The organism is Noviherbaspirillum sp., assembly GCF_036563305.1.
Classification (GTDB): Bacteria; Pseudomonadota; Gammaproteobacteria; order Burkholderiales; family Burkholderiaceae_D; genus Noviherbaspirillum.
In genome coordinates, this window is sequence record NZ_DATCMQ010000017.1 from 326,428 (window position 1) to 345,121 (window position 18,694).

An 18,694-nucleotide genomic window follows, 5' to 3' on the forward strand; every position below is an offset into this window, starting at 1 on the left:
CCTTGTCTGATGAGGTGTCTCTACGGGGGATGTAAAGCTGCTTTTGTTTTTTTGGAACGGCTACTATACCGCATAAAAAGCACGGTCGTGTTTTTTTGATCGAAAAAATGTCGACTTCTGAAGGGGCTTCGACCGGCCGCGGGCGGACCGGTTTCCGGCGGGGCGACGCAAAACCGATCCGCCCCCCGTACCGGCGTTGTTCCTCCGGGCATCGGACGGCGCGGCATGGCCGGCGCTCGCATGCCGGAACGGAGAAGGGTCGGCAGGCGGATCGGGGCACGCCGGCGGGACAGGGCCGCCGCCCGGGGGCGTGCCCCGGGTGGCGCTGCTGTCGGGTACAGCGAAGCGCAGGCTATTCCGATGGTTCAGGATCGGCTTCCTGCTCCCTGCCCTGCACCAGCTCGCTGGGATCCGGCTGCGGCGCATCGACGCGTTGCAACTGCCCTGCGTCGAGCTGATGGGAGAAGCGTTCCACAGAATCGAGCCGCTCGTGCCGGTCCTCCGGCAGCGTCGGGCCGCTCTGGATATACAGGGTAAGGAGCTCGGCGAGATTGACGAGCACCGACAGATTGGTCCGTTCGTATCCGTGCGAGGCGTCCGCCCCGAAGCACAGCAGCGCGGTGCGGACGTCATGGCCGGCGCTCACGGCCGCACCCGCATCGGAATGATAGAAGCGGAACACGTCCCGGTTGAACGGTATGCCGTGGTCGCCGCAGAGCTTCATCAGCCGCCGGGTCAGGTGATAATCGTGCGGGCCGGCGGAATCCATCAATGGAATCGTGACACCCTTCTCCTTCGCCCCCTGCCCCGCGGCGACCGGCCCGATGTCGATGCCGATCACTTCGCTGACGTCGCTCTCGATGACGGCGCGCGCGCCGGAGCCGACTTCCTCGGTCAGCGTGAACACGATGTGGCAATCCATCGGCACGGGAACGCCGGCGTCGACGATTGCCTTTGCCGCTGCCAGCACCGCGGCCACGCCGGCCTTGTCGTCCAGGTGCCGGGACACGATGTAGCCGTTCTCCAGCAGCTCGGGATTGGCGTCGAAGGCGACGAAATCGCCGATCTGGATGTTGAGTCGGCGGGCATCCTCGGCAGAGGCAATATCTTCGTCGATGCGCAGTTCGAGCTGGTCCCAGTTCACCGGCTGGGTGTCGATGGCCTCGTTGTAGACGTGCCCCGATGCGAGCAGCGGCAGGACCGAGCCCCGGTAACGGCCGTTTTCGGTAAAGAGCGTGACCCTGCCACCCTCCGCCCAGCGGCTCGACCAGGTGCCGACCGGCTGCAGCGCAAGGCGGCCGTTGGGCTTGATTTCCCGCACCATGGCGCCGAGCGTGTCCAGGTGCGAGACCAGCGCGCAGGCGGGGCTGCTCTTGCGACGCTCAGGCAGGTTCCTGCGCAGGACCGCGCGTATCGTTCCGCGCCGTGTCAGCTCATAGGCAATGCCAAGGCTGTCAAGCTGGCGGCCCATGTAATGGACAATGCTGTCGGTTAATCCGGCCGGGCTCGGAATGGCGAGCAGTTCGAGCAGCACGCCCCGCAGGTACGCGTGATCGATCGGAAGCTTTCGCATCTCCCTTCCGGACCAGGCATGGCGCGAGCGGCTCATCCGTGCGCCGCCGTTGCAGGAAACAGCAGGTCGACGAAGCGCTGGGCCGTCGGCTGCGGCTCATGGTTGGCCAGGCCGGGCCGTTCGTTCGCTTCGATCACCACGTATTCGGCGGAGGACGGCGAAGGGACCAGGAAATCCAGCCCGACGACCGGGATCCGCAATGCGCGTGCGGCGGTTTCCGCCACGTCGCGCAACGCGGGGTGCAGTTCCGCCGTGACGTCGTGGATGGTGCCGCCGGTATGCAGGTTGGCCGTCTTGCGTACCTTCACCGCCTTGCCGTTCTCGAGCACGCTGTCGTAGGACAGGCCCTGCTCCGCGAGGCAACGCTCGGTCTCCCCGTCCACCGGAATGCGGCTCTCGCCGCCTGTCGCGGCCGCGCGGCGCGCGCTCTGCTTCTCGATCAACTGCCCGACCGTCGATGTCCCGTCCCCGACCACTTCGGCAGGGCGGCGGATGGCGGCGGCAACCACCTTGTAGCCGATGACGACGACGCGCAGGTCCTGGCCGCTGCAGAATTCCTCGATCACGACATGTCCGCCCTGCGCGGACGCGCGATGGATCGCTTCCTGCAGGTGCTCTTCGGTGCGCACGTCGACGCTGATGCCCTTGCCTTGTTCGCCCAGTGCCGGCTTGACGACAACCGCGCCGCACTCGTGGAGAAATGCGACGTCGGCGGAAGGATCGCCGGCGGTCTGCTGACGCGGCACGCGTATGCCGATGGAAGCCAGCCGGCGCGAGGTCAGCACCTTGTCCTGGCACCAGGTCATGGCGACGCCGCCGGTAAGCTCCGTGAGGGACTCGCGGCACAGCATCTCGTGGCCGGCGTGGCGCAGCTTGAAGATCCCGGCCGCCGCGTCGATCACTTCGACGCTGATGCCACGCCGGCGCGCCTCGTCAACGATGAGCCGGGCGTAGGGATTGAGTCCGGTGAAGTCCGCTTCCTCGATGAAAAGCTTCTCATTGATGGCGTTCTTGTTCTTGATGACGAAGCCGGGCACCTGTTCGAATCCGAGCTTCTGGTAGAGGCTGATCGCGGGCTCGTTCCCGGCCAGCACCGACAGCTCGAGGAACTGGCGGCCGCGCGCGGCAAACAGCGCGGTCAGGTGGCTGACAAGGGCCTGGCCGGCGCCGGACAGCCCGGTCTGCGGATCGACCACCAGGCACCAGAGGCTGCTGCCGCCTTCCGGGTCGCCGAACGCCTCGAAGTGATCGACGCCCAGCGCGGAGCCGATGATCTCCCCGGTGCGCTCGTCCTCGGCCACCAGGTACACCACCGCATCGGAGTGCCGCTGCAGCCAGACCACCTGCGGGTCCACCGGCACCATGCCGCGCATCTTGTACAGGCGATTGATGGCGGCAATATCGGCACGCGTGGTCAGCTGGCGCACCACGACGCCGGGTGCGCTGCTTTCCTCGGGCACGCCGGCAAGCGCACGGCGGAAGATCAGCGACGGATCGAGGAACAGCCTCGACGGCGCTTCCGCCAGCACCAGTTGCGGCGAATCCACGTGCAGTGCGATGTCGCGCTTGCCGTCAGCCTCCTGCAACAGGGTCTGGGCCAACAGCTGGGGAGAATCGAACGATGGTCCGAACAGCAGGCGTCCCCATCCGCATTCGATGGTGGCGTTGGGCCGGCAGGAGTGCGCCTCGTCGGCATCGCCGACGGCATGGTCGAGATAGGGCGGACGGGTCTGTGCCACGCTCGCCGCTTCGTGTGAGCTGACGTTCATTTCAGTGTTCCTGTTTGTAGATGTGGAATGCCTGGCCTTGCGCCATCGCCGCGCCGGTTACAGGCCGTGCGTCTGCAGCCATGATTCAAGCAGCGCCACCTGCCAGATCTTCGAACCGCGCAACGGCGTGATGTGGCGGTCGGGATCCTCGAGCATGCGGTCGATCTCTTCGCGCCGGAACAGGCCGCGCTCGCGCGCCCTCCGGGAGTCCAGCGCCCCCCGCACGTAATCGAGGAACTCGCCGCGCAGGTACTTGAGGGCAGGCACCGGGAAATACCCCTTGGGCCGGTCGATGACCTCTTTCGGAATCACCTTGCGTGCGGCTTCCTTCAGCACGTGCTTGCCGCCTTCCGCCACCTTGTGGCGGGCGGGAATGCGCGCCGCGAGCTCCACCAGTTCGTGGTCGAGGAAGGGAACCCGGGCTTCGAGGCCGAATGCCATGGTCATGTTGTCGACCCGCTTGACGGGGTCGTCCACGAGCATCACGGTCGTATCGAGCCGGAGCGCGCGGTCGACGACGCTGTCCGCGCCCGGCCGGGCGAAGTGAGCCGCAACGAAATGGCCGCTGGCATCCTCGAGCCGGATGTCCGGGCTGAGCAGCGACAGCATTTCTTCATGGCTGCGATCAAAGAACACCTTGCGATAGGCATCGAGCCCCTTCGACGGATCGTTGACGTCCGTCAGCGGCGGATACCAGTGATAGCCGCCGAACACCTCGTCCGCGCCCTGTCCGCTCTGCACCACCCTGCTGTGGCGGGAAACCGCCTGCGACAGCAGATAGAAGGCGACGCAGTCATGGCTGACCATGGGCTCCGCCATCGCGGTTATGGCATCCGGCAGCGCGCGCAGCAGGTCCGCGGCGGGTATGTGCAGTTTTTCGTGGATCGTGCCGTAATGGCGTGCGACCAGGTCGGAGTAGTGGAATTCGTCGCCAGCCTCGCTGTCGACCGCCTCGAACCCGATCGAGTAGGTCCGGAGATCGCGGGTGCCGGCGTCCGACAACAGGCCGGTGATCAGGCTGGAATCGAGACCGCCCGAGAGCAGAACCCCGACCGGAACGTCGGCCACGAGGCGCCGTTTCACCGAACGCTGCAGCGTTTCCAGCACCAGGTCCTTCCAATCCTCGAAGCTGCGCTTTTCCTCGTCGGCGCCTCGGGTGAAGTCCAGTTGCCACCACTGCTGAATCTTGCACTCGCCGTCGGGATGCACGGTCATGTAGCTGGCGGGCGGCAGCTTGCGCACGCCGCGCAGGATGGTGTGCGGCGCCGGCACGACCGCGTGGAAGCTCAGGTAGTGATGGAGGGCCTCGAGATCGAGCGAAGTATCGACCCCGCCGCCATGCAGCAGGGCCGGCAGCGCCGACGCAAAATGCAGGCGCTCGGTGTTGATCGTGTAGTAGAGCGGCTTGATGCCAAGGCGGTCGCGTGCCAGGTAGGTGATACCGCTGTCGCGCTCCCAGAGGGCGAAGGCGAACATCCCGTAGAAGCGATCGAGCGCTGCCGGGCCCCAGGCGTGCCACGCCTTGATGATGACCTCGGTGTCCCCGGTCGATGTGAACTGGTAGCCTTTTTCCGCCAGTTCCGCCCGCAGCTCATGATGGTTGTAAATGGCACCGTTGAACACGATGCCCATGCCAAGCTGGTTGTCGACAAAAGGCTGGTGAGCGCGCTGGCTCAGGTCCATGATGCTGAGGCGGCGGTGCCCGAAACAGCGTGACCCGAGACTGAACACCCCTTCGCCATCGGGACCGCGGCGCGACTGCGCCTCGGCCATATCGGCAACCGCCCGTACATCCGCAAACTTCTTGTCGAAGCGAATTTCTCCGGCAATGCCGCACATAAAGAAAGAATCTCCAGGAAAGAAAGGCAGCGGCGCGAACCACCTGCGCCGCTTATTGAAATTTCAATTTGTAGAGGGCAAAAACGGGGCGTTGGTTCCCCCGGAGTTGCACCGGGAAAGGGCAAATGGCTGCCGCTGATCAAGAGCGGGAACGTTTTTTGCGCGTCCCGTTCCACACCACGTGTCATGACAACGGAGCGCCAGGCGGGAATGAAAACCTTTCACTGCGACAAATGCGGTCAACTCGTTTTCTTCGAGAATGTCCGGTGCGAGAACTGCGGCAGCACGCTCGGCTACCAGCCGGAGCACCATGCAATCAGCAGTTTCGAGCCGGCGGGCGACGGACGCTGGCGCAGCCTGAACCCGGCCAACGCCGGCCTGCTCTACAAGCAGTGCGTGAACTATGCGCGCGAGGATGTCTGCAACTGGATGCTGCCCGCCGATTCAGCGTCCGACCTGTGCGCATCCTGCAAGCTGACGCGGGTGATCCCGGCGCTTTCCTCCGACAAGAACCGGCTGTTCTGGAAGCGACTGGAAGCTGCCAAGCGGCGCCTGCTGTATTCGCTTTGGGAACTCGGCATCCAGCCGACGCCCAAGCTCGACGACCCGGAGGCCGGCCTGGCCTTCGAGTTTCTGGAGGATGTCCCCGGGCACCGGGTGATGACCGGCCACGCCAACGGCCTCATCACGCTCAATATCGCCGAGGCCGACCCCGCGTTCCGCGAGCGCACGCGTGAACAGATGGGCGAACCCTACCGGACGCTGCTCGGCCACTTCCGCCATGAGAGCGGCCATTACTATTTCGACCGCCTGGTCGCCGGCACGCGTTGGGAGGAATCCTTCCGCACGCTGTTCGGGGATGAACGACAGGACTATGGCGAGGCGCTGCGTGTGCATTACGAGAACGGGCCGCCGGCCGACTGGAACGAGCACTACGTCAGTGCATACGCCAGCACCCATCCATGGGAAGACTGGGCCGAGTCATGGGCGCACTACCTGCACATGCTCGACACGCTCGACACCGCCTTCGCCTGCGGCGTAGCGCTGCGGCCCAAGAAGGCAGGCGAGCCGGAACTGACGATCGAGACCCAGCCGATGCGGGTGCCCTCGTTCGAGGACATCATGGCTGAGTGGTTCTCGCTCAGCTATGTCCTGAACAGCCTCAACCGCAGCATCGGCATGCCGGATCCCTATCCGTTCACCCTGTCCACGCCGGTCATCGAGAAGCTGCGCTTCGTGCACGAGGTGGTGCGCGACGCGGGCGCCGGCCGGAGGCATTGACGGCGCACCAGGACGGGGAATTTTCCGTCCGCCGCGGCAGTCTCACGGTGGTGCACGAAGAAGCCGCCAGCTCATGAGGAAATTCCTGTCCGTCCGGCCGCAGGCCGCCTACGATCCCAACCGTCTTTTCGATACGCTGCTGCGAAGCCTGCAGCTCGAGGGCGATGACGCGCTCGCGCGCCGCCTCAATATCAGTCGTTCCCTGCTGTTCCGCATCCGCTGCGGCGAACGTCCGCTGTGCGCGGCGCTGCTGCTGCGGATCAGTGAAACCTCCGGCATCGGCGTGACCGAACTGCGGCGCCTTTGCGGCGACCGCAGGGAGGTGTACCGGCTGGACGACGGAGAGGCGCCGCGGTCGCATCCCGACCTCGTCTGGCCCCCCTCCCCGGTGCGGGAACCAGGCCGCGACACGGCACTGGACGACGCCGGGCTGCCCAGCACGGTGCAGTGGACCTGAACCGCGCCGGTCGCGCTAGCCTTCCACCCGCTCGAAGATCGGGGCGGCCTTGATGGCGTCCTGGACGTCGGGATACTGATTCTGGTAGATCGCCACTTGCGCGTCGTAGCCCTCGCGCCCGATGTGATTGCCCAGTTGGTAGGCGACCGCCTCCGCCAGCTCCTGGCTGAGCCATTGCGACAGCAGGACCCTGCGCACCGCGAGCAGCTTCCGGTTGTCGCGGTCGACCAGGACGATGCGCAGCGGCAGGCGGGCGTCGCCATTGAGCAGCGGGTCTGTCGGGCGCGATTCCGGCGGATACAGGAAGACATGGAAGTGGGCATCCCCGGCCATGTGTTCTCCGATCTTCCACGGTACGACCGCGACGTCCCCCGCGCGCAGCAGGCCGAGGTGGCAGTCCGCTGTCTGCACCTCCCGCACCGCATCCGGTGGCACGCCGGCGAAGAACAGCCGGAGTTCCGGCCCGTCCTTCGAGAATTCGAACACCGCGCCGTCCTCGTGATGTACCGGCCCGGTCCATGCCTGGCCAGGCTGCAAGTCTTCTGTCTGCATCTGCTTCCTCCTGTCGTGATCAGCTGTCGTGCTCAGGCCGCGCGCCGGTTGCCGCGTTTGCGGATGGCCGCGTTCTGCGCGCGCAGGATGCCGTCGATGTGTTCGGACGCCTCGCGCGCCATCTGCTGCGCCGCTTCGCCATCGGGAAAGAATTCCGGCATGCGGTAGCTCAGCCAGGCATACGCGGAGTACAGCTTGCAGCTGTCCTCCACGTCCTGCAGCGTCTGCCGGTATGGCGGGATCGCCACCGTATCGAGGCGCGACGGCTGGCGACGCGACACCGCGCGCGACCATTTCTCCCATGCCGCCTGGAGGACAGGGATGCGCGAGGAGATCGGCACCAGCGAAAGCGCAAACTTCTCCGCCAGCGAAAGCGGCAGCGTATCCAGCCATAGCGCCCGCTCGGACTGGTCCTCGGTGATGCGCGGCACGAAGAAGCCGTCGGGCACGTCGATGTTGTGCTCGAACCGCTTGAGCAGCCGGGCCAGCGACTGCTCGCCGGTCACCGAGGAGATCCGGTTCAGATGCGCGAGGGTCGGCGCCACCGAAAAACCGAGTGCGGGGACCGGCGGCACCTTCTCGCGCAGCAGCGAGCGCAGCACATGGTGGGTGTGTTCGTCGTATCCGGCGACAAAGCCCTCTTCATGCACGCCGTAGCGGCCGGCCCTCCCGGCAATCTGCTTGGCCAGCGCAGGCGACAGTTCCTCTTCTTCGTAGCCGTTGTACTTGATGCTGGTCGTCAGCACCACTCTCTCGATCGGCAGGTTGAGTCCCATCGCGATGGCGTCGGTCCCGACCACGATATCGGCCGTACGGTCGCGGAAGCGCGCGGCCTGTGCCCGCCGCACTTCAGGAGAAAGATTGCCGTACACGGTGGCCACTGACAGCCCGGTCTCGGTGATCAGGTCGCGCCACATGAGCACGTCCCGCCGCGAGAACGCGATGACGGCGTCGCCGCGGCGCAGGTTGCGCAGCTTGCGCACCGCGCCCGGCTCCACCGTCAGCGGCGCCTTGCGGCTGAGCATCCGCACTTCGAGCGGACAATCGAGACGGCGCGCCAGCGCTTCGACCGCGCGCCGCGCCTCCGGGGCCCCAACCAGGTAGACGACGTCGGCCGGTGCGCCGCACACTGCCGCGGTCCATGCGGCACCGCGGTCGCGGTCGCCGAGCATCTGGATCTCATCGATCACCGCCACCGCCACGCGGCGTCCCGGGTCGAGCATCTCCACGGTGCTGGCGACATGGGTTGCGCCCTCGACGATGCGCCGTTCCTCACCGGTCACCAGGCTGACCTTGAGCGCCTCGCCATGCCTTTCCAGCGTCGACAGGCGTTCGTAGTTCTCCAGCGCGAGCAGCCGCAGGGGCGCCAGGTAGACACCGTCGGGGGCCGCGGCCAGCGCTTCCATCGCTTCATGCGTCTTGCCGGAATTGGTCGGGCCGAGCAGCGCAATGAAGCGCCGCGGCAGGCGCCGCGCCAGCTCGAAAGAATCGGGATATTCCGCCAGGTTGATGCTCTCGCGGGTGCGGGCGGCGTGCGCCGCTTCCTCGGCGCGCTCCAGCGCGTGTTCGAAGCGTTGCTCGATGCGCTCGAAGACAAAGGGGGCCGGCAGCACCGACTCCTTCAGCGCCAGGCTTTCCAGAAACGGCGCCGGATCCAACCCGTGCTCGTCGGCGCGCGCCAGCAAGGCAGACGCAAAGACGGCGACATCCCGGTCCAGCGCCTGCATGGCCTGCCCGTGCACGCGTTCCGTCACGAGCTGCAACTGTTTTTCCGGTCCGAGGTTCCGCCACTTGGACGCCTTGGCGAGCACGCCGTCCGCAGGAATCAGGTCGTACGGAACGGCGCGGCCGCCGGCATCGGCAATGCCGGCGTAGCGCACCATCACCCTGCCTTCGAGCTTGACGAGCGCGGCGCCCGCCTGCTCGACGTAGCGGGCGGCATCCACGTCCTGGATGTCGCGCTCGGCGGCGGGCTGAAGGGTCGGGTTCGGGTTGGTGAGGTCTTCTGGCATGGTCCGCGTGTATTTGCTTCTGTTAGGCGCGGTTCGCCTGCGGCGGTTCCGCGATGGCGACGGGCACGGGCCCTCCGACAATGCCCGCAGAAAAAAAAAGCCCGCAAACCTTGCGGTTGCGGGCTGAATCCAATTCAAGAAGAGTTGGAGGAGACGTTTTGAATCTTAAGGGCATCGGCCGGCAGTGTCCGCTTTCAAGTAGTGATATGTGTTATCGACCTGGCTTATAGCTGCGGGAGCGCATCTTCCCGGTCGAACGCGCTGCGGTACTGGTTCTTGCCGGCGCGCTTGGCCTCGTACATCAGTCGGTCGGCGGATTCCAGAAGCGCATCGATACCGTCCCCCATCTCGTCGACAAGCGGGTGGATGCCGATACTCCCGGTGATGCGCAGCCCCGGATGCCCGTCCAGCCGGATCGATTCGATGGCCCGCAGCAGCTTGGCGGCCAGCCACTCGGCATCGCCACCGTTGCCCAGGTTGCACGCAATGATGCCGAACTCGTCTCCGCCGATCCGGCCAATCCTGTCCGAGCCGCGGAGCGACTGCTGCAGGCAGCGCGTGACCTCCTTCAGTACGGTATCGCCACCCGCATGGCCGCCGACATCGTTGACCGCCTTGAAGCCGTCGAGATCGAGCAGCATCAACACCGCATCGGCACCGTTCGATGCTCGTCTGCCCAGTTGTTCCTGCAGGGCGGCCAGGAAGCCTGCACGATTGAGCACGCCGGTCAGCGAGTCGGTCTTGGACGCCTGCTCGAACGCTGCGGCCCTGCGCTGCATGTCCCGGCGGCTCCGCGAGATATGGTCGGCGAGCAAGGCGGCATGCCATGGTATGAGAACGGTCGCGAGCACGATGCCGGCGGCGACCAAGGGAATCGTGCTCCAGAACGGCGATGCGTAGAAGACGGCGGCAAGCACCACCGCAGCATACGCGGACGCGAGTTTTGCGTAGTAGGTCCCGGCGAGAAGGCCACAGCCGAGCGCGACCGCGATGGGCGCCCAGAACACCGGCGCCATGACTTGTCCCCCAAGCCACAGGGCGAGCGCGATGACACTCTGGTCGAACGCAATCGTGCAGCGCACGCGCCACTTCAGCCGCAGCAGCCGCCGCCGCACGATTGCCACCCAGATGACGGACGAAGCCGCATAGGCGGCGACGAGCGTTACCAGCTCTGGCCGGACAAGCCAGCGGCCGGACAGGTGCGCGGCGACCAGGAACAGCGAGAACATCAGCACCAGGCAGACCCGGTAGAGCACCAGCCCCATCTCGATACCGAGGCGCGACGATTTTATTTCCATCCCCTTCGACCACCCTGCTTTGCGCATGCTGTTCCTGCTGCCTGTTTGATCCTGCCCGCCCGCGGAAGAAAATCGCCCGCAAGTTGCCGTAAGGCAAATATTATGCGTTCCGGCGGCGTCGCGCCTCCCATGAAATAGGGAGGCGCCATTTCACTGGCTGGCGATGTAGCGGGGATCGGGGGTCACGAAGGCACGCACCCGGTGCTTCAGCAGGCCCTGGGGAGCGACATCGTTCAGATCGAACGCGTGGACGGTGCGGGCGACGAGAAAGTGCCATCCGAATTCTTGCCCGTCGACCTGGAAACGCACCAGTTCGCCCCCTTCGACGTTCACGTAACGCGTCTCGGGCCGGATGATGATAAGGCGGCCCTCGATTCCGGGGGCAGCGCTGCCGTACAACCGCCTGGGGTCGTCGCGCACACCGGGAGAGGAACAGGCGGCAAGCAGGAACGTGATGATGAAGATGCGGATCGTCGGTGACATGGCGGGAAGCGTCAGGATCAGGCAGGACTCCCTGCCGCAGCCACCAGCGTACACCGCCCATGTCGCGCCGCTCGCGCCGGCCGCGCTGCCTTGATTTTCATCAACCGGAAAATTTCCTTGTTCTTCAAAGACCTACAACCCATGCGCCGGCCTTATCCACAGGATTGCACACAGCAAATGTGGGCAATCAGCCCGCCTTGCGCTTGGCGACGATCTTGTCGATCTTCTCTTTCAGGGTATTGGCATTGAACGGCTTGACGATATAGCCGTCGGCACCGGCCTGGGCGGCGGCAATGATGTTTTCCTTTTTGGCCTCGGCCGTCACCATCAGCACGGGAAGATGCTTGAGACGCTCCGTTGCGCGGATTTTCTGCAGCATTGTCAAGCCGTCCATGTTCGGCATGTTCCAGTCGGTCACGATGAAGTTCGGCGGAATCACCGCGTCGTCCGCCATCAGGATCTTCAGCGCGTTGAGGCCGTCGTCTGCTTCGCTGATCCTGGTGTAGCCGATCTCCCGCAACAGATTCGACACGATGCGGCGCATTGTTGAAAAATCGTCCACGACGAGAAAGTGAAAGTCGTTTTGCATTGCTACAGATCGGAGGGGTGTGTGGAAAGGCATCGCGGCGGCGCCGCGGGCCGATGAACCGACTGAGAGCGGGATTCGGCAAAAAAGTTCTGGAATGAAACTAAAGTCGGCGATCTTGTCCGGCCAGCCAGCCTGCGTCTTCCACAACCGGGGACTCTTGAAATCCGAAATCGGCGTTCCTATATCCGGATCAGCGGATGCTCAACGGAGGTCCGCGAAACCACTTTATCGCTTACTTGTGAGGATATAGCCATGCGTACTTACGACTTCACCCCCCTTTACCGTTCGGCCATCGGTTTCGACCGCCTTGCGCACCTGTTTGACGAGGCCCTGCGCAGCGACGCCCAGCCGAGCTACCCGCCGTACAACATCGAGCTCGTCGGCGAGGACAAGTACCAGATCACGATGGCTGTCGCCGGCTTCGACCGCTCGGAACTGGAGATCGAGACCGAACGCGACCAGCTGAAAGTGGTCGGCCGCAAGCAGAAGGAAGAAGGCAAGCGCACCTTCCTGCATCGCGGCATCGCGGCCCGCGACTTCGAGCACCGCTTCCAGCTTGCGGATCATGTCCGTGTCGTCGGCGCCCGTCTCGACAACGGCCTGCTGAACATCGAGCTGGCCCGGGAAATCCCGGAAGCGCTCAAGCCGCGCAAGATCGAGATCGGCAAGACCGACAACGTGCAGCTGCTGCAGCGCGACGCTGCCTGAGCGACGCCACGCCGCGCCAGCGGCGTCGAGGAAGAATGAACGCCGGAGGGCCTTGCTCTCCGGCGTTTTTTATTCGGGCGCTGCGCTTCAGGCCGGCGTCGGCGGTGCTTCAGGCAAGGCAGTGCCTGGCATGGTGGCGGTCTGCGTGAGGTGGCCCTGCCCTTCCCGCTCGCCGAACACCATCTCGGTGAACCAGTTGACCAGCAAGGCGGTGTAGGCGCGCTGCGCTGCCACCTCGGTCAGGCCGTGGTCAGCCCCCTTGAGCACCCGGTAGGTAAGCGAACGCGGCTTGACGCATGCTTCGAGATAATTGGAAATCACCGCGTGCGGAATGACCGTGTCGCGTTCCGACTCGACGACCAGCACGTCGCCCTCGTAGTCCGCGCACGCGCGCAGCGCCCGGTTGTCGTTTGCGCTGACCAGCGACTGCCGGTAGCTGGCCAGATCCTGGTCCTTGTGCAGCTGGAGCTTGGGCGTTTCCCAGTTGTTGTCCATATAGAGTGCCGGCACGCGCAACGCCAGCCAGCGTACCGGCCGCAGCGTCGTCAGGATGGCAGCCAGGTAGCCGCCGTAGCTGCTGCCGACCACCGCGATCGCGTCCGGATCGACGTGGCGCTGGCCGGCCAGCAGGTCGTAGGCCGCCAGCACGTCGCGCAGGTTGTTCTCGCGCGAGACGGTATCCTTCAGCGGCTTCGTACCCGCGTGCCCGCGCAGGTCGAAAGTCAGGCAGATGCAGCCAAGGGCCGCGATTTCCCTCGCGCGCGCCAGGTACTGTTCCTGGCTGCCGTTCCAGCCGTGCACGAAAAGCACGCCGGGCAGGCGCGTTCCCGGCGTCACGATCGTTCCCTCGATATGTTCTCCATCTACGGCGATGCTTACCTTGTCGTCATGTATGGGCATGGGGCTCCAACCTCGCGTATTTTGTGATGTGCCCGACCGCGGCATCATGGCCGCGGAAGTAGATGACTGCATCCTTCGGCGGCGCCTCGCCGTCGCCGTAGACTTCCACCGTCGATGCGCGCGCGGCTCGCAGGCCCGGCTCCCGGCAGAACGCCTCCAGCGCCGCGATCTCGGCGCCGCTCGCGCCGCCCGCGCGCCAGGACTGCTCCAGCACGCCGGAACGCCACTCACCCCGGCAATCCCTGCCCTGCGCGATGTCGTAATTGCTGCGCGAGACGAACATCCCCGGATAGCAGGCCAGCGCCGCGGCGTGGTAGACGTTCGCCTGCTCGACGGCCAGCCGCACTTCCGGCGCCAGGTCGAGGCGCAGCAGGGCATCGTGGCCGCCACGCACCACGACGAGGTCGGACCCGCCGTACACCTCCTCGCCCAGGTTGTTGCGGGTCAGCCGCTGCCGGCCATAATAGGTCGCCAGGTATTCGCCCAGCCGGACCTGCCCGACGCTCAGGGTCGACACCTCGGTCAGGTTACGCTCCAGCACGACGCCGCCGGCAAAACCAGCGGCCGCATCGATCTCCTGCAACTGCTGCTCGAGCTGGTCGTCATCCCGCGCGACGGACTGGCCGGCGCCACCGATCCCATCGGCCTTCTTGATCCGCACCGCCCCCTGCTGCAGCAGGGCGGCGCCGGCGAGGCGTGCGTCGGCAAGGGCAAAGGCGGAGAATCCCGGCAGCACGACGCCGGCAACGGCGTCCGCGAATCGCGACGACCATCCCGCCGGTGCGACCGCGTCGTTGCCCGCCAGCGGATGCGTGATGGTCTTGGTTGCGACGTGAGGATGGGGAACGACGCCGCCGAACAGGTCGTGTTCCCCGTGCACGCCGATCCGGTGCGCGTCGTGCACGCTGGTCAGCGTGTCGCCGGGCACAAAGTACACGTGACCGGCATATTTGCCATCCCGATCGTGGTGACCGGCATAGGTGTAGCCCTTCAGCGCCGCGATGCGCTGCGCGAGGGTCTCGCGGGCCTGACGCTCGTGCGCGCACTCCTTGCCGCCGGCCTTGTTGGCAAGGACGACGACCACCCCTCCCGGGGCAGATGCATTGCTCATGTTCCCGTTCTCCGGCATACCGCGGCCGGCGTCCTGCCTGCCGTCGACCGCCCCTGATGGGCGGCAATGCCGTCAAAAGCAAGAAGCGCACCGCCCTGCGACTAAGGAAGATGGCGGTGCCGCGCGCAGGCTACTGCGCCTTCATCCGCAGCAAGGCGCCGCGCCGCTTGTCGTCGGCATACGCGTAATCGACCCGACCCGCTGCGACCACGCCGGTGATCAGCATGTTCTGCGTGATCGCCTCGTGGTCCTGGCGGGAGAACGGCCTGGTGTAGGAAGTGATGGCCCCCTGGTAGCGGCTGTTCAGGTTCTCGAGCGCCTCGCGGATCTTCGGGCCTTCATCGGAGTTGGCCTGCCGCAGCGCGAGATGCAGCAGGTGCATGCCGTCGTAACCCTGGGCCGCACTCATCGGCGAGGGAAGCGAGTCGGTCTTGTAGGCCCGGCGGTAGGCCAGCAGGAAGCTGTTTTTCGCGGAAGAGCCGAGGTCCTGGATGAAGGTCTGCGGCATCAGCACGCCCTCGCCGGCCTTGCCCGCCAGGTCGATGAAGTTGCGCATCGAGAAGGTCCAGCTGCCAACCAGCGGCACCTTCCAGCCGACGGCCTCCTTGTTGCGCGCGATCGCCGCCAGTTCCGGCCCGATGCCCCAGACGATCAGGGCTTGCGCGCCGCTGGCCCTGGCTCGACGCAACTGGGCGCTCATGTCCTGGTCGCCGATGCGGAACCGCTCCTCGGAGAGCAGGCTGATGCCCGCTTCACGGCACTGTTCCTGCACCGCCTTCAGGCCGGCCTCGCCATAGGCGGTGGCATCGGCGAGTACCGCGGCGCTCTCGATGCCCTTGCGCTTCAGGTCCGCCACCACCACCCGGGATTCGAGGTCCAGGGTCGGGGCAACGCGGAAGATATAGTTCTCGGGCGCGGCGGGCGGCGCGTATTTGCGCGTCAGCGAAGTGCCGGTCGACACCGCGATCATCAGCGGGATCCGGGCCTTCTGGTAGGCGTCGATGGAAGCGAGGCCGACGCCAGTGTTGACGATGCCGATTGCGGCAACCACCTTGCGCCGCACGAACTCTTCCGCGATCCTGGCGCCGGTTTCCGGGCTGGCCTGGTCATCGCGCTCGAGCAGCTCGATCTTTCGGCCGTTGATGCCGCCGATGTTGTTGATCTCCTCGGCGGCAAGGCGAATTCCGTTGCGCATGCTCTCGCCCATCGGGCTGGAGCCGCCGCTGAACGGCCCCGACACGCCGATCAGGATGGTGCCGGGAGCGGTTTGGGCAAAAACGGGGGATAGTCCAAGAACGAGGGCGGATGCCAGGACGGCACGTCGCACGGAACTGAAGGGCATGGCAAGTCTCCTCTCTGATTTACCCTCTCCGGGGCTTGGGTCGATCGAGTATTCTTCAGTCACCCCGGCAGTGCAAGCGCAGTAGTACGCAGCTTGCCTACGTACTACTGCGTAGCGGGGATGCCGTCAGTCCGTGCCCAGCAGTGCGGAAAGCCGCTGCATCTCCGCCCGTGCCTCCGCCGGGAAAGCCGCATCCTCCCACGCCCGGAAATTGCCCGACGCATAGGCGAGTGCGTTGCGGTAGTACATGTAGGCGTTCATGCGGTTGCGCACGAAATTGTTCTGGGTCCGGGTGACCTTCCCGGGAGCGCCCATGACGATGGAATTCGGCGGCACGACGGTGCCTTCCTTCAGGATGGTATGGCCGGCGATGATGCTGTTCTCGCCGATCACGCAGCCGTCCATGATGGTCGCGTTGATGCCCACCAGGCAGTTGTCGCCGATGGTACAGCCATGGATCGTGCAATGGTGCGTGATCGAGCAATGCGCGCCGATGATGGTCGGGGTCGTGTCGCCGATGTGCAGCATCACGAAGTCCTGGATGTTGGTGTACGCGCCGATGCGGATTTCCTTGTGCTCGGCGCGGGCGACGACATTGATCCAGATGGACGCATGGGGCCCGACGTGCACCTTGCCGTAGAGATGCGCGCTGTCATGGATGAACGCGGGATTGTCGAGAACGACGTCTGGGCCGAGGACGGGCATCGCATACTCCTGGGGCGGCGGAGATACAGGAACGGGAAACGAAACGGGCAGCGCCTGTCCATGCGCTGCCCGCGGCCGGATCAGACTTCCAGCCACTCCTTGCGGATGGCCGCATTGCCGCGCAAGTCCTCTGGCGTCCCCTCGAACACGATGGAGCCGTGTCCCATCACGTAGACCCGCTGCGAGATTTCCAGTGCGATCGCCAGCTTCTGCTCGACCAGCAGCACCGAAATGCCCCGGTTCTTCAGTTCCTTCAGGTACTCCGCCACCAGTTCCACGATTTTCGGCGCGAGGCCTTCGGTCGGCTCGTCGATCATGATCAGGTCGGGATCGCCCATCAGGGTACGGCACAAGGTCAGCATCTGCTGCTCGCCGCCCGAGAGCACGCCGGCCGCTGTATGCTGGCGTTCCTTCAGGCGCGGAAACATCTGGTACATGTCGTCCATGCTCCAGCGTGACTTCTTGCCCTTTTTCTCGCCCAGCATCAGGTTCTGTTCGACGGTGAGCGTCGGGAACACGTCGCGGTTCTCCGGCACGTAGCCGAGGCCGCGGTGCGCGATCTCGAAGGCCTTCAGGCCGGTGATCTCCTGCCCCTTGAAGCGGATCGACCCCTGCACGTCGACCTGGCCCATGGTGGCCTTGACCGTGGTCGAGCGGCCGACGCCGTTGCGCCCCAGCAGGCTGACGATCTCCCCTTCGCCGATGTTCAGGTCGACGCCATGCAGCACATGGCTCTTGCCGTAGAACGCGTGCAGGTCCTTGATTTCGAGTAATGCCATTTATGCCGCCTCCGCCGGTGCGTGACCACCGAGATATGCTTCCTGAACCCGCTGATTGCCGCGAATATTGGCAGGCGTGTCGCAGGCGATTACTTCGCCGTACACCACCACTGCGATCTTGTCGGCGAGGCCGAACACCACGCTCATGTCGTGCTCGACCATCAGCAGGGTCTTGCCCACCGTGACCTTGCGGATCAGCTCCACGGCCGCATCCGATTCGGAGCGGCTCATGCCGGCGGTCGGCTCGTCCAGCAGGATCACGTCGCAGCCGCCGGCAATGGTGATGCCGATTTCCAGCGCGCGCTGTTCCGCATAGGTCAGCAGGCCGGCCTGCGTATCGCGCCGGCGCTTGAGGCCGATCTGTTCCAGCACGGCTTCGGCCCGTTCATGCGCATCCTTCAGGCCGTTGAGCCGGTGCCAGAACGAGTACTTGTAGCCGAGCGACCAGAGCACCGCGCAGCGCAGGTTCTCGTACACCGACAGCCTGTGGAAGATGTTGGTGATCTGGAAGCTGCGCGACAGCCCGCGGCGGTTGATCTCGAACGGCTTGAGACCGAGGATGCTCTCGCCGTTCAGGCGGATGTCCCCCGACGAGACCGGGAAGCGGCCCGAGATGAGGTTGAACAGCGTCGATTTGCCGGCGCCATTGGGGCCGATGATGGCAAAGCGTTCGCCTTTCGGCACCTTCAGGCTGGCGCCGCGGATGATTTCCGACTTGCCAAAGCTCTTCCGCACATCGTTGAGTTCAAGGGAATAGACACTCATGCTGCCGCCTTCCGGATCTGGTCTTCAATTTCGCCACTCACTTCGCCCCACACTTTCGTAAAGCCCCTTTGTGTAAGCCGGAACGCGTAGCCGCCGACGGCCAGCAGGCCCAGGGCAATCGCCCAGGCGGTCGGCTTCGCGGTGTCGACCATGGTCCCGAACAACTTCATCTCGGTGCCGTTGGCCGATTCCAGCGTCAGGTGGTAAAGCATCTCGATGCACATGATGACGCCGACCAGCGCAAACAGCGCGGCCAGGCAGACCTTCCACATCGACGGCCACACCCGCGCGAACTTGCCGAACTTCACCAGCCGGAGGTTGAGCATCAGGATGCTCGCGACCCCGCCGGGCGCATACATCACGATCATGATGAAGAAGATGCCCAGGTAGAGCTGCCAGGCCTTGGTGAAATCCGACAGCATCACCGTCAGGAACACGCCGATGATGGAGCCGATCATCGGCCCGAAGAAGAAGCCGACGCCGCCGATGAAGGTGAACAGCAGCACCGCGCCCGAGCGGATCGCCGAGACG

At 65.2% G+C, this 18,694-nt stretch carries 17 protein-coding genes and 1 pseudogene; 3 read left to right on the top strand and 15 right to left on the bottom strand.

Translation table 11 applies throughout. The features are described 5' to 3' along the window. Positions 1–352: 352 nt before the first annotated feature. Genes VIM12_RS21165 through VIM12_RS21175 form a run of 3 tightly spaced genes read right to left on the bottom strand, consistent with a single transcriptional unit; the run spans position 353 to position 5,181 of the window. A complete protein-coding gene (locus tag VIM12_RS21165; protein ID WP_331944487.1) occupies positions 353–1,573 on the bottom strand; it encodes an osmoprotectant NAGGN system M42 family peptidase in 1,221 nt (406 codons plus the stop codon). Positions 1,574–1,605: 32 nt separating this feature from the next. Further along, positions 1,606–3,342, bottom strand: coding sequence for an N-acetylglutaminylglutamine synthetase (gene ngg, locus VIM12_RS21170; RefSeq protein ID WP_331944489.1), 1,737 nt, complete (start codon positions 3,340–3,342; stop codon positions 1,606–1,608). A gap of 57 nt (positions 3,343–3,399) precedes the next feature. Then, positions 3,400–5,181, bottom strand: coding sequence for an N-acetylglutaminylglutamine amidotransferase (locus VIM12_RS21175; protein ID WP_331944491.1), 1,782 nt, complete (start codon positions 5,179–5,181; stop codon positions 3,400–3,402). 210 nt (positions 5,182–5,391) lie between these two features. Between VIM12_RS21175 and VIM12_RS21180 the strand changes: the two genes are divergently transcribed. Then, positions 5,392–6,462 carry a zinc-binding metallopeptidase family protein gene (locus VIM12_RS21180; RefSeq protein WP_331944493.1) on the top strand — a complete coding sequence of 357 codons (1,071 nt, stop codon included), beginning with the start codon at positions 5,392–5,394 and terminating at the stop codon, positions 6,460–6,462. Positions 6,463–6,535: 73 nt separating this feature from the next. Further along, complete coding sequence (locus VIM12_RS21185) at positions 6,536–6,919, top strand: hypothetical protein (RefSeq protein ID WP_331944495.1); 384 nt, start codon at positions 6,536–6,538, stop codon at positions 6,917–6,919. Positions 6,920–6,934: 15 nt separating this feature from the next. On the opposite strand, the gene VIM12_RS21190 is transcribed toward VIM12_RS21185, so the two are convergent. The 5 genes from VIM12_RS21190 to VIM12_RS21210 all read right to left on the bottom strand — a co-directional run bounded on the left by VIM12_RS21190 (position 6,935) and on the right by VIM12_RS21210 (position 11,853). Further along, a complete protein-coding gene (locus VIM12_RS21190; RefSeq protein ID WP_331944497.1) occupies positions 6,935–7,471 on the bottom strand; it encodes a hypothetical protein in 537 nt (178 codons plus the stop codon). A 32-nt stretch (positions 7,472–7,503) separates the two neighbouring features. After that, positions 7,504–9,483, bottom strand: a complete 1,980-nt coding sequence (locus VIM12_RS21195) for a helicase-related protein (RefSeq protein WP_414691816.1) — start codon at positions 9,481–9,483, stop codon at positions 7,504–7,506. 224 nt (positions 9,484–9,707) lie between these two features. Next, positions 9,708–10,808, bottom strand: a complete 1,101-nt coding sequence (locus VIM12_RS21200; protein ID WP_331944499.1) for a GGDEF domain-containing protein — start codon at positions 10,806–10,808, stop codon at positions 9,708–9,710. A 123-nt stretch (positions 10,809–10,931) separates the two neighbouring features. Next, a complete protein-coding gene (locus VIM12_RS21205) occupies positions 10,932–11,264 on the bottom strand; it encodes a CzcE family metal-binding protein (protein ID WP_331944501.1) in 333 nt (110 codons plus the stop codon). A gap of 187 nt (positions 11,265–11,451) precedes the next feature. Then, positions 11,452–11,853 (bottom strand): response regulator, encoded by a 402-nt coding sequence (locus VIM12_RS21210; RefSeq protein WP_331944537.1) that lies wholly within the window; start codon positions 11,851–11,853, stop codon positions 11,452–11,454. Positions 11,854–12,105: 252 nt separating this feature from the next. Between VIM12_RS21210 and VIM12_RS21215 the strand changes: the two genes are divergently transcribed. After that, positions 12,106–12,561 (top strand): Hsp20 family protein, encoded by a 456-nt coding sequence (locus VIM12_RS21215; protein WP_331944503.1) that lies wholly within the window; start codon positions 12,106–12,108, stop codon positions 12,559–12,561. An 87-nt stretch (positions 12,562–12,648) separates the two neighbouring features. Here VIM12_RS21215 and VIM12_RS21220 read toward each other — a convergent pair whose 3' ends face one another. The 7 genes and pseudogenes from VIM12_RS21220 to VIM12_RS21250 form a co-directional block, all read right to left on the bottom strand. Then, positions 12,649–13,461 carry an alpha/beta hydrolase family protein gene (locus VIM12_RS21220; protein WP_331944505.1) on the bottom strand — a complete coding sequence of 271 codons (813 nt, stop codon included), beginning with the start codon at positions 13,459–13,461 and terminating at the stop codon, positions 12,649–12,651. Continuing rightward, positions 13,448–14,572: a DUF3182 family protein gene (locus VIM12_RS21225; protein WP_331944507.1), complete on the bottom strand. Its 1,125-nt coding sequence runs from the start codon at positions 14,570–14,572 to the stop codon at positions 13,448–13,450. Before VIM12_RS21225 ends, VIM12_RS21220 begins: the two co-directional genes overlap by 14 nt. Before the next feature lie 130 nt (positions 14,573–14,702). Then, positions 14,703–15,914: an ABC transporter substrate-binding protein gene (locus tag VIM12_RS21230; RefSeq protein WP_331944509.1), complete on the bottom strand. Its 1,212-nt coding sequence runs from the start codon at positions 15,912–15,914 to the stop codon at positions 14,703–14,705. A gap of 126 nt (positions 15,915–16,040) precedes the next feature. Then, the gene (locus VIM12_RS21235) at positions 16,041–16,619 is read right to left on the bottom strand and encodes a gamma carbonic anhydrase family protein (RefSeq protein ID WP_331944511.1); all 579 of its coding nucleotides are present in this window, start codon (positions 16,617–16,619) and stop codon (positions 16,041–16,043) included. 80 nt (positions 16,620–16,699) lie between these two features. After that, a complete protein-coding gene (locus tag VIM12_RS21240; protein ID WP_331944513.1) occupies positions 16,700–17,398 on the bottom strand; it encodes an ABC transporter ATP-binding protein in 699 nt (232 codons plus the stop codon). Beyond that, positions 17,399–18,163 (bottom strand): ABC transporter ATP-binding protein, encoded by a 765-nt coding sequence (locus tag VIM12_RS21245; RefSeq protein WP_331944515.1) that lies wholly within the window; start codon positions 18,161–18,163, stop codon positions 17,399–17,401. After that, a pseudogene (locus VIM12_RS21250) lies at positions 18,160–18,694 on the bottom strand (branched-chain amino acid ABC transporter permease); the annotation flags it as partial. The pseudogene VIM12_RS21250 and the gene VIM12_RS21245, both read right to left, overlap by 4 nt.

Coding starts and splice junctions, on each gene's coding strand:
- VIM12_RS21210 (WP_331944537.1), bottom strand. CDS start 11,853: ATGCAAAACGACTTTCACTTTCTCGTCGTGGACGATTTTTCAACAATG.
- VIM12_RS21175 (WP_331944491.1), bottom strand. CDS start 5,181: ATGTGCGGCATTGCCGGAGAAATTCGCTTCGACAAGAAGTTTGCGGAT.
- VIM12_RS21240 (WP_331944513.1), bottom strand. CDS start 17,398: ATGGCATTACTCGAAATCAAGGACCTGCACGCGTTCTACGGCAAGAGC.
- VIM12_RS21215 (WP_331944503.1), top strand. CDS start 12,106: ATGCGTACTTACGACTTCACCCCCCTTTACCGTTCGGCCATCGGTTTC.
- VIM12_RS21165 (WP_331944487.1), bottom strand. CDS start 1,573: ATGCGAAAGCTTCCGATCGATCACGCGTACCTGCGGGGCGTGCTGCTC.
- VIM12_RS21245 (WP_331944515.1), bottom strand. CDS start 18,163: ATGAGTGTCTATTCCCTTGAACTCAACGATGTGCGGAAGAGCTTTGGC.
- VIM12_RS21190 (WP_331944497.1), bottom strand. CDS start 7,471: ATGCAGACAGAAGACTTGCAGCCTGGCCAGGCATGGACCGGGCCGGTA.
- VIM12_RS21195 (WP_414691816.1), bottom strand. CDS start 9,483: ATGCCAGAAGACCTCACCAACCCGAACCCGACCCTTCAGCCCGCCGCC.
- VIM12_RS21220 (WP_331944505.1), bottom strand. CDS start 13,461: ATGCCCATACATGACGACAAGGTAAGCATCGCCGTAGATGGAGAACAT.
- VIM12_RS21205 (WP_331944501.1), bottom strand. CDS start 11,264: ATGTCACCGACGATCCGCATCTTCATCATCACGTTCCTGCTTGCCGCC.
- VIM12_RS21185 (WP_331944495.1), top strand. CDS start 6,536: ATGAGGAAATTCCTGTCCGTCCGGCCGCAGGCCGCCTACGATCCCAAC.
- VIM12_RS21225 (WP_331944507.1), bottom strand. CDS start 14,572: ATGAGCAATGCATCTGCCCCGGGAGGGGTGGTCGTCGTCCTTGCCAAC.
- ngg (WP_331944489.1), bottom strand. CDS start 3,342: ATGAACGTCAGCTCACACGAAGCGGCGAGCGTGGCACAGACCCGTCCG.
- VIM12_RS21230 (WP_331944509.1), bottom strand. CDS start 15,914: ATGCCCTTCAGTTCCGTGCGACGTGCCGTCCTGGCATCCGCCCTCGTT.
- VIM12_RS21180 (WP_331944493.1), top strand. CDS start 5,392: ATGAAAACCTTTCACTGCGACAAATGCGGTCAACTCGTTTTCTTCGAG.
- VIM12_RS21235 (WP_331944511.1), bottom strand. CDS start 16,619: ATGCCCGTCCTCGGCCCAGACGTCGTTCTCGACAATCCCGCGTTCATC.
- VIM12_RS21200 (WP_331944499.1), bottom strand. CDS start 10,808: ATGCGCAAAGCAGGGTGGTCGAAGGGGATGGAAATAAAATCGTCGCGC.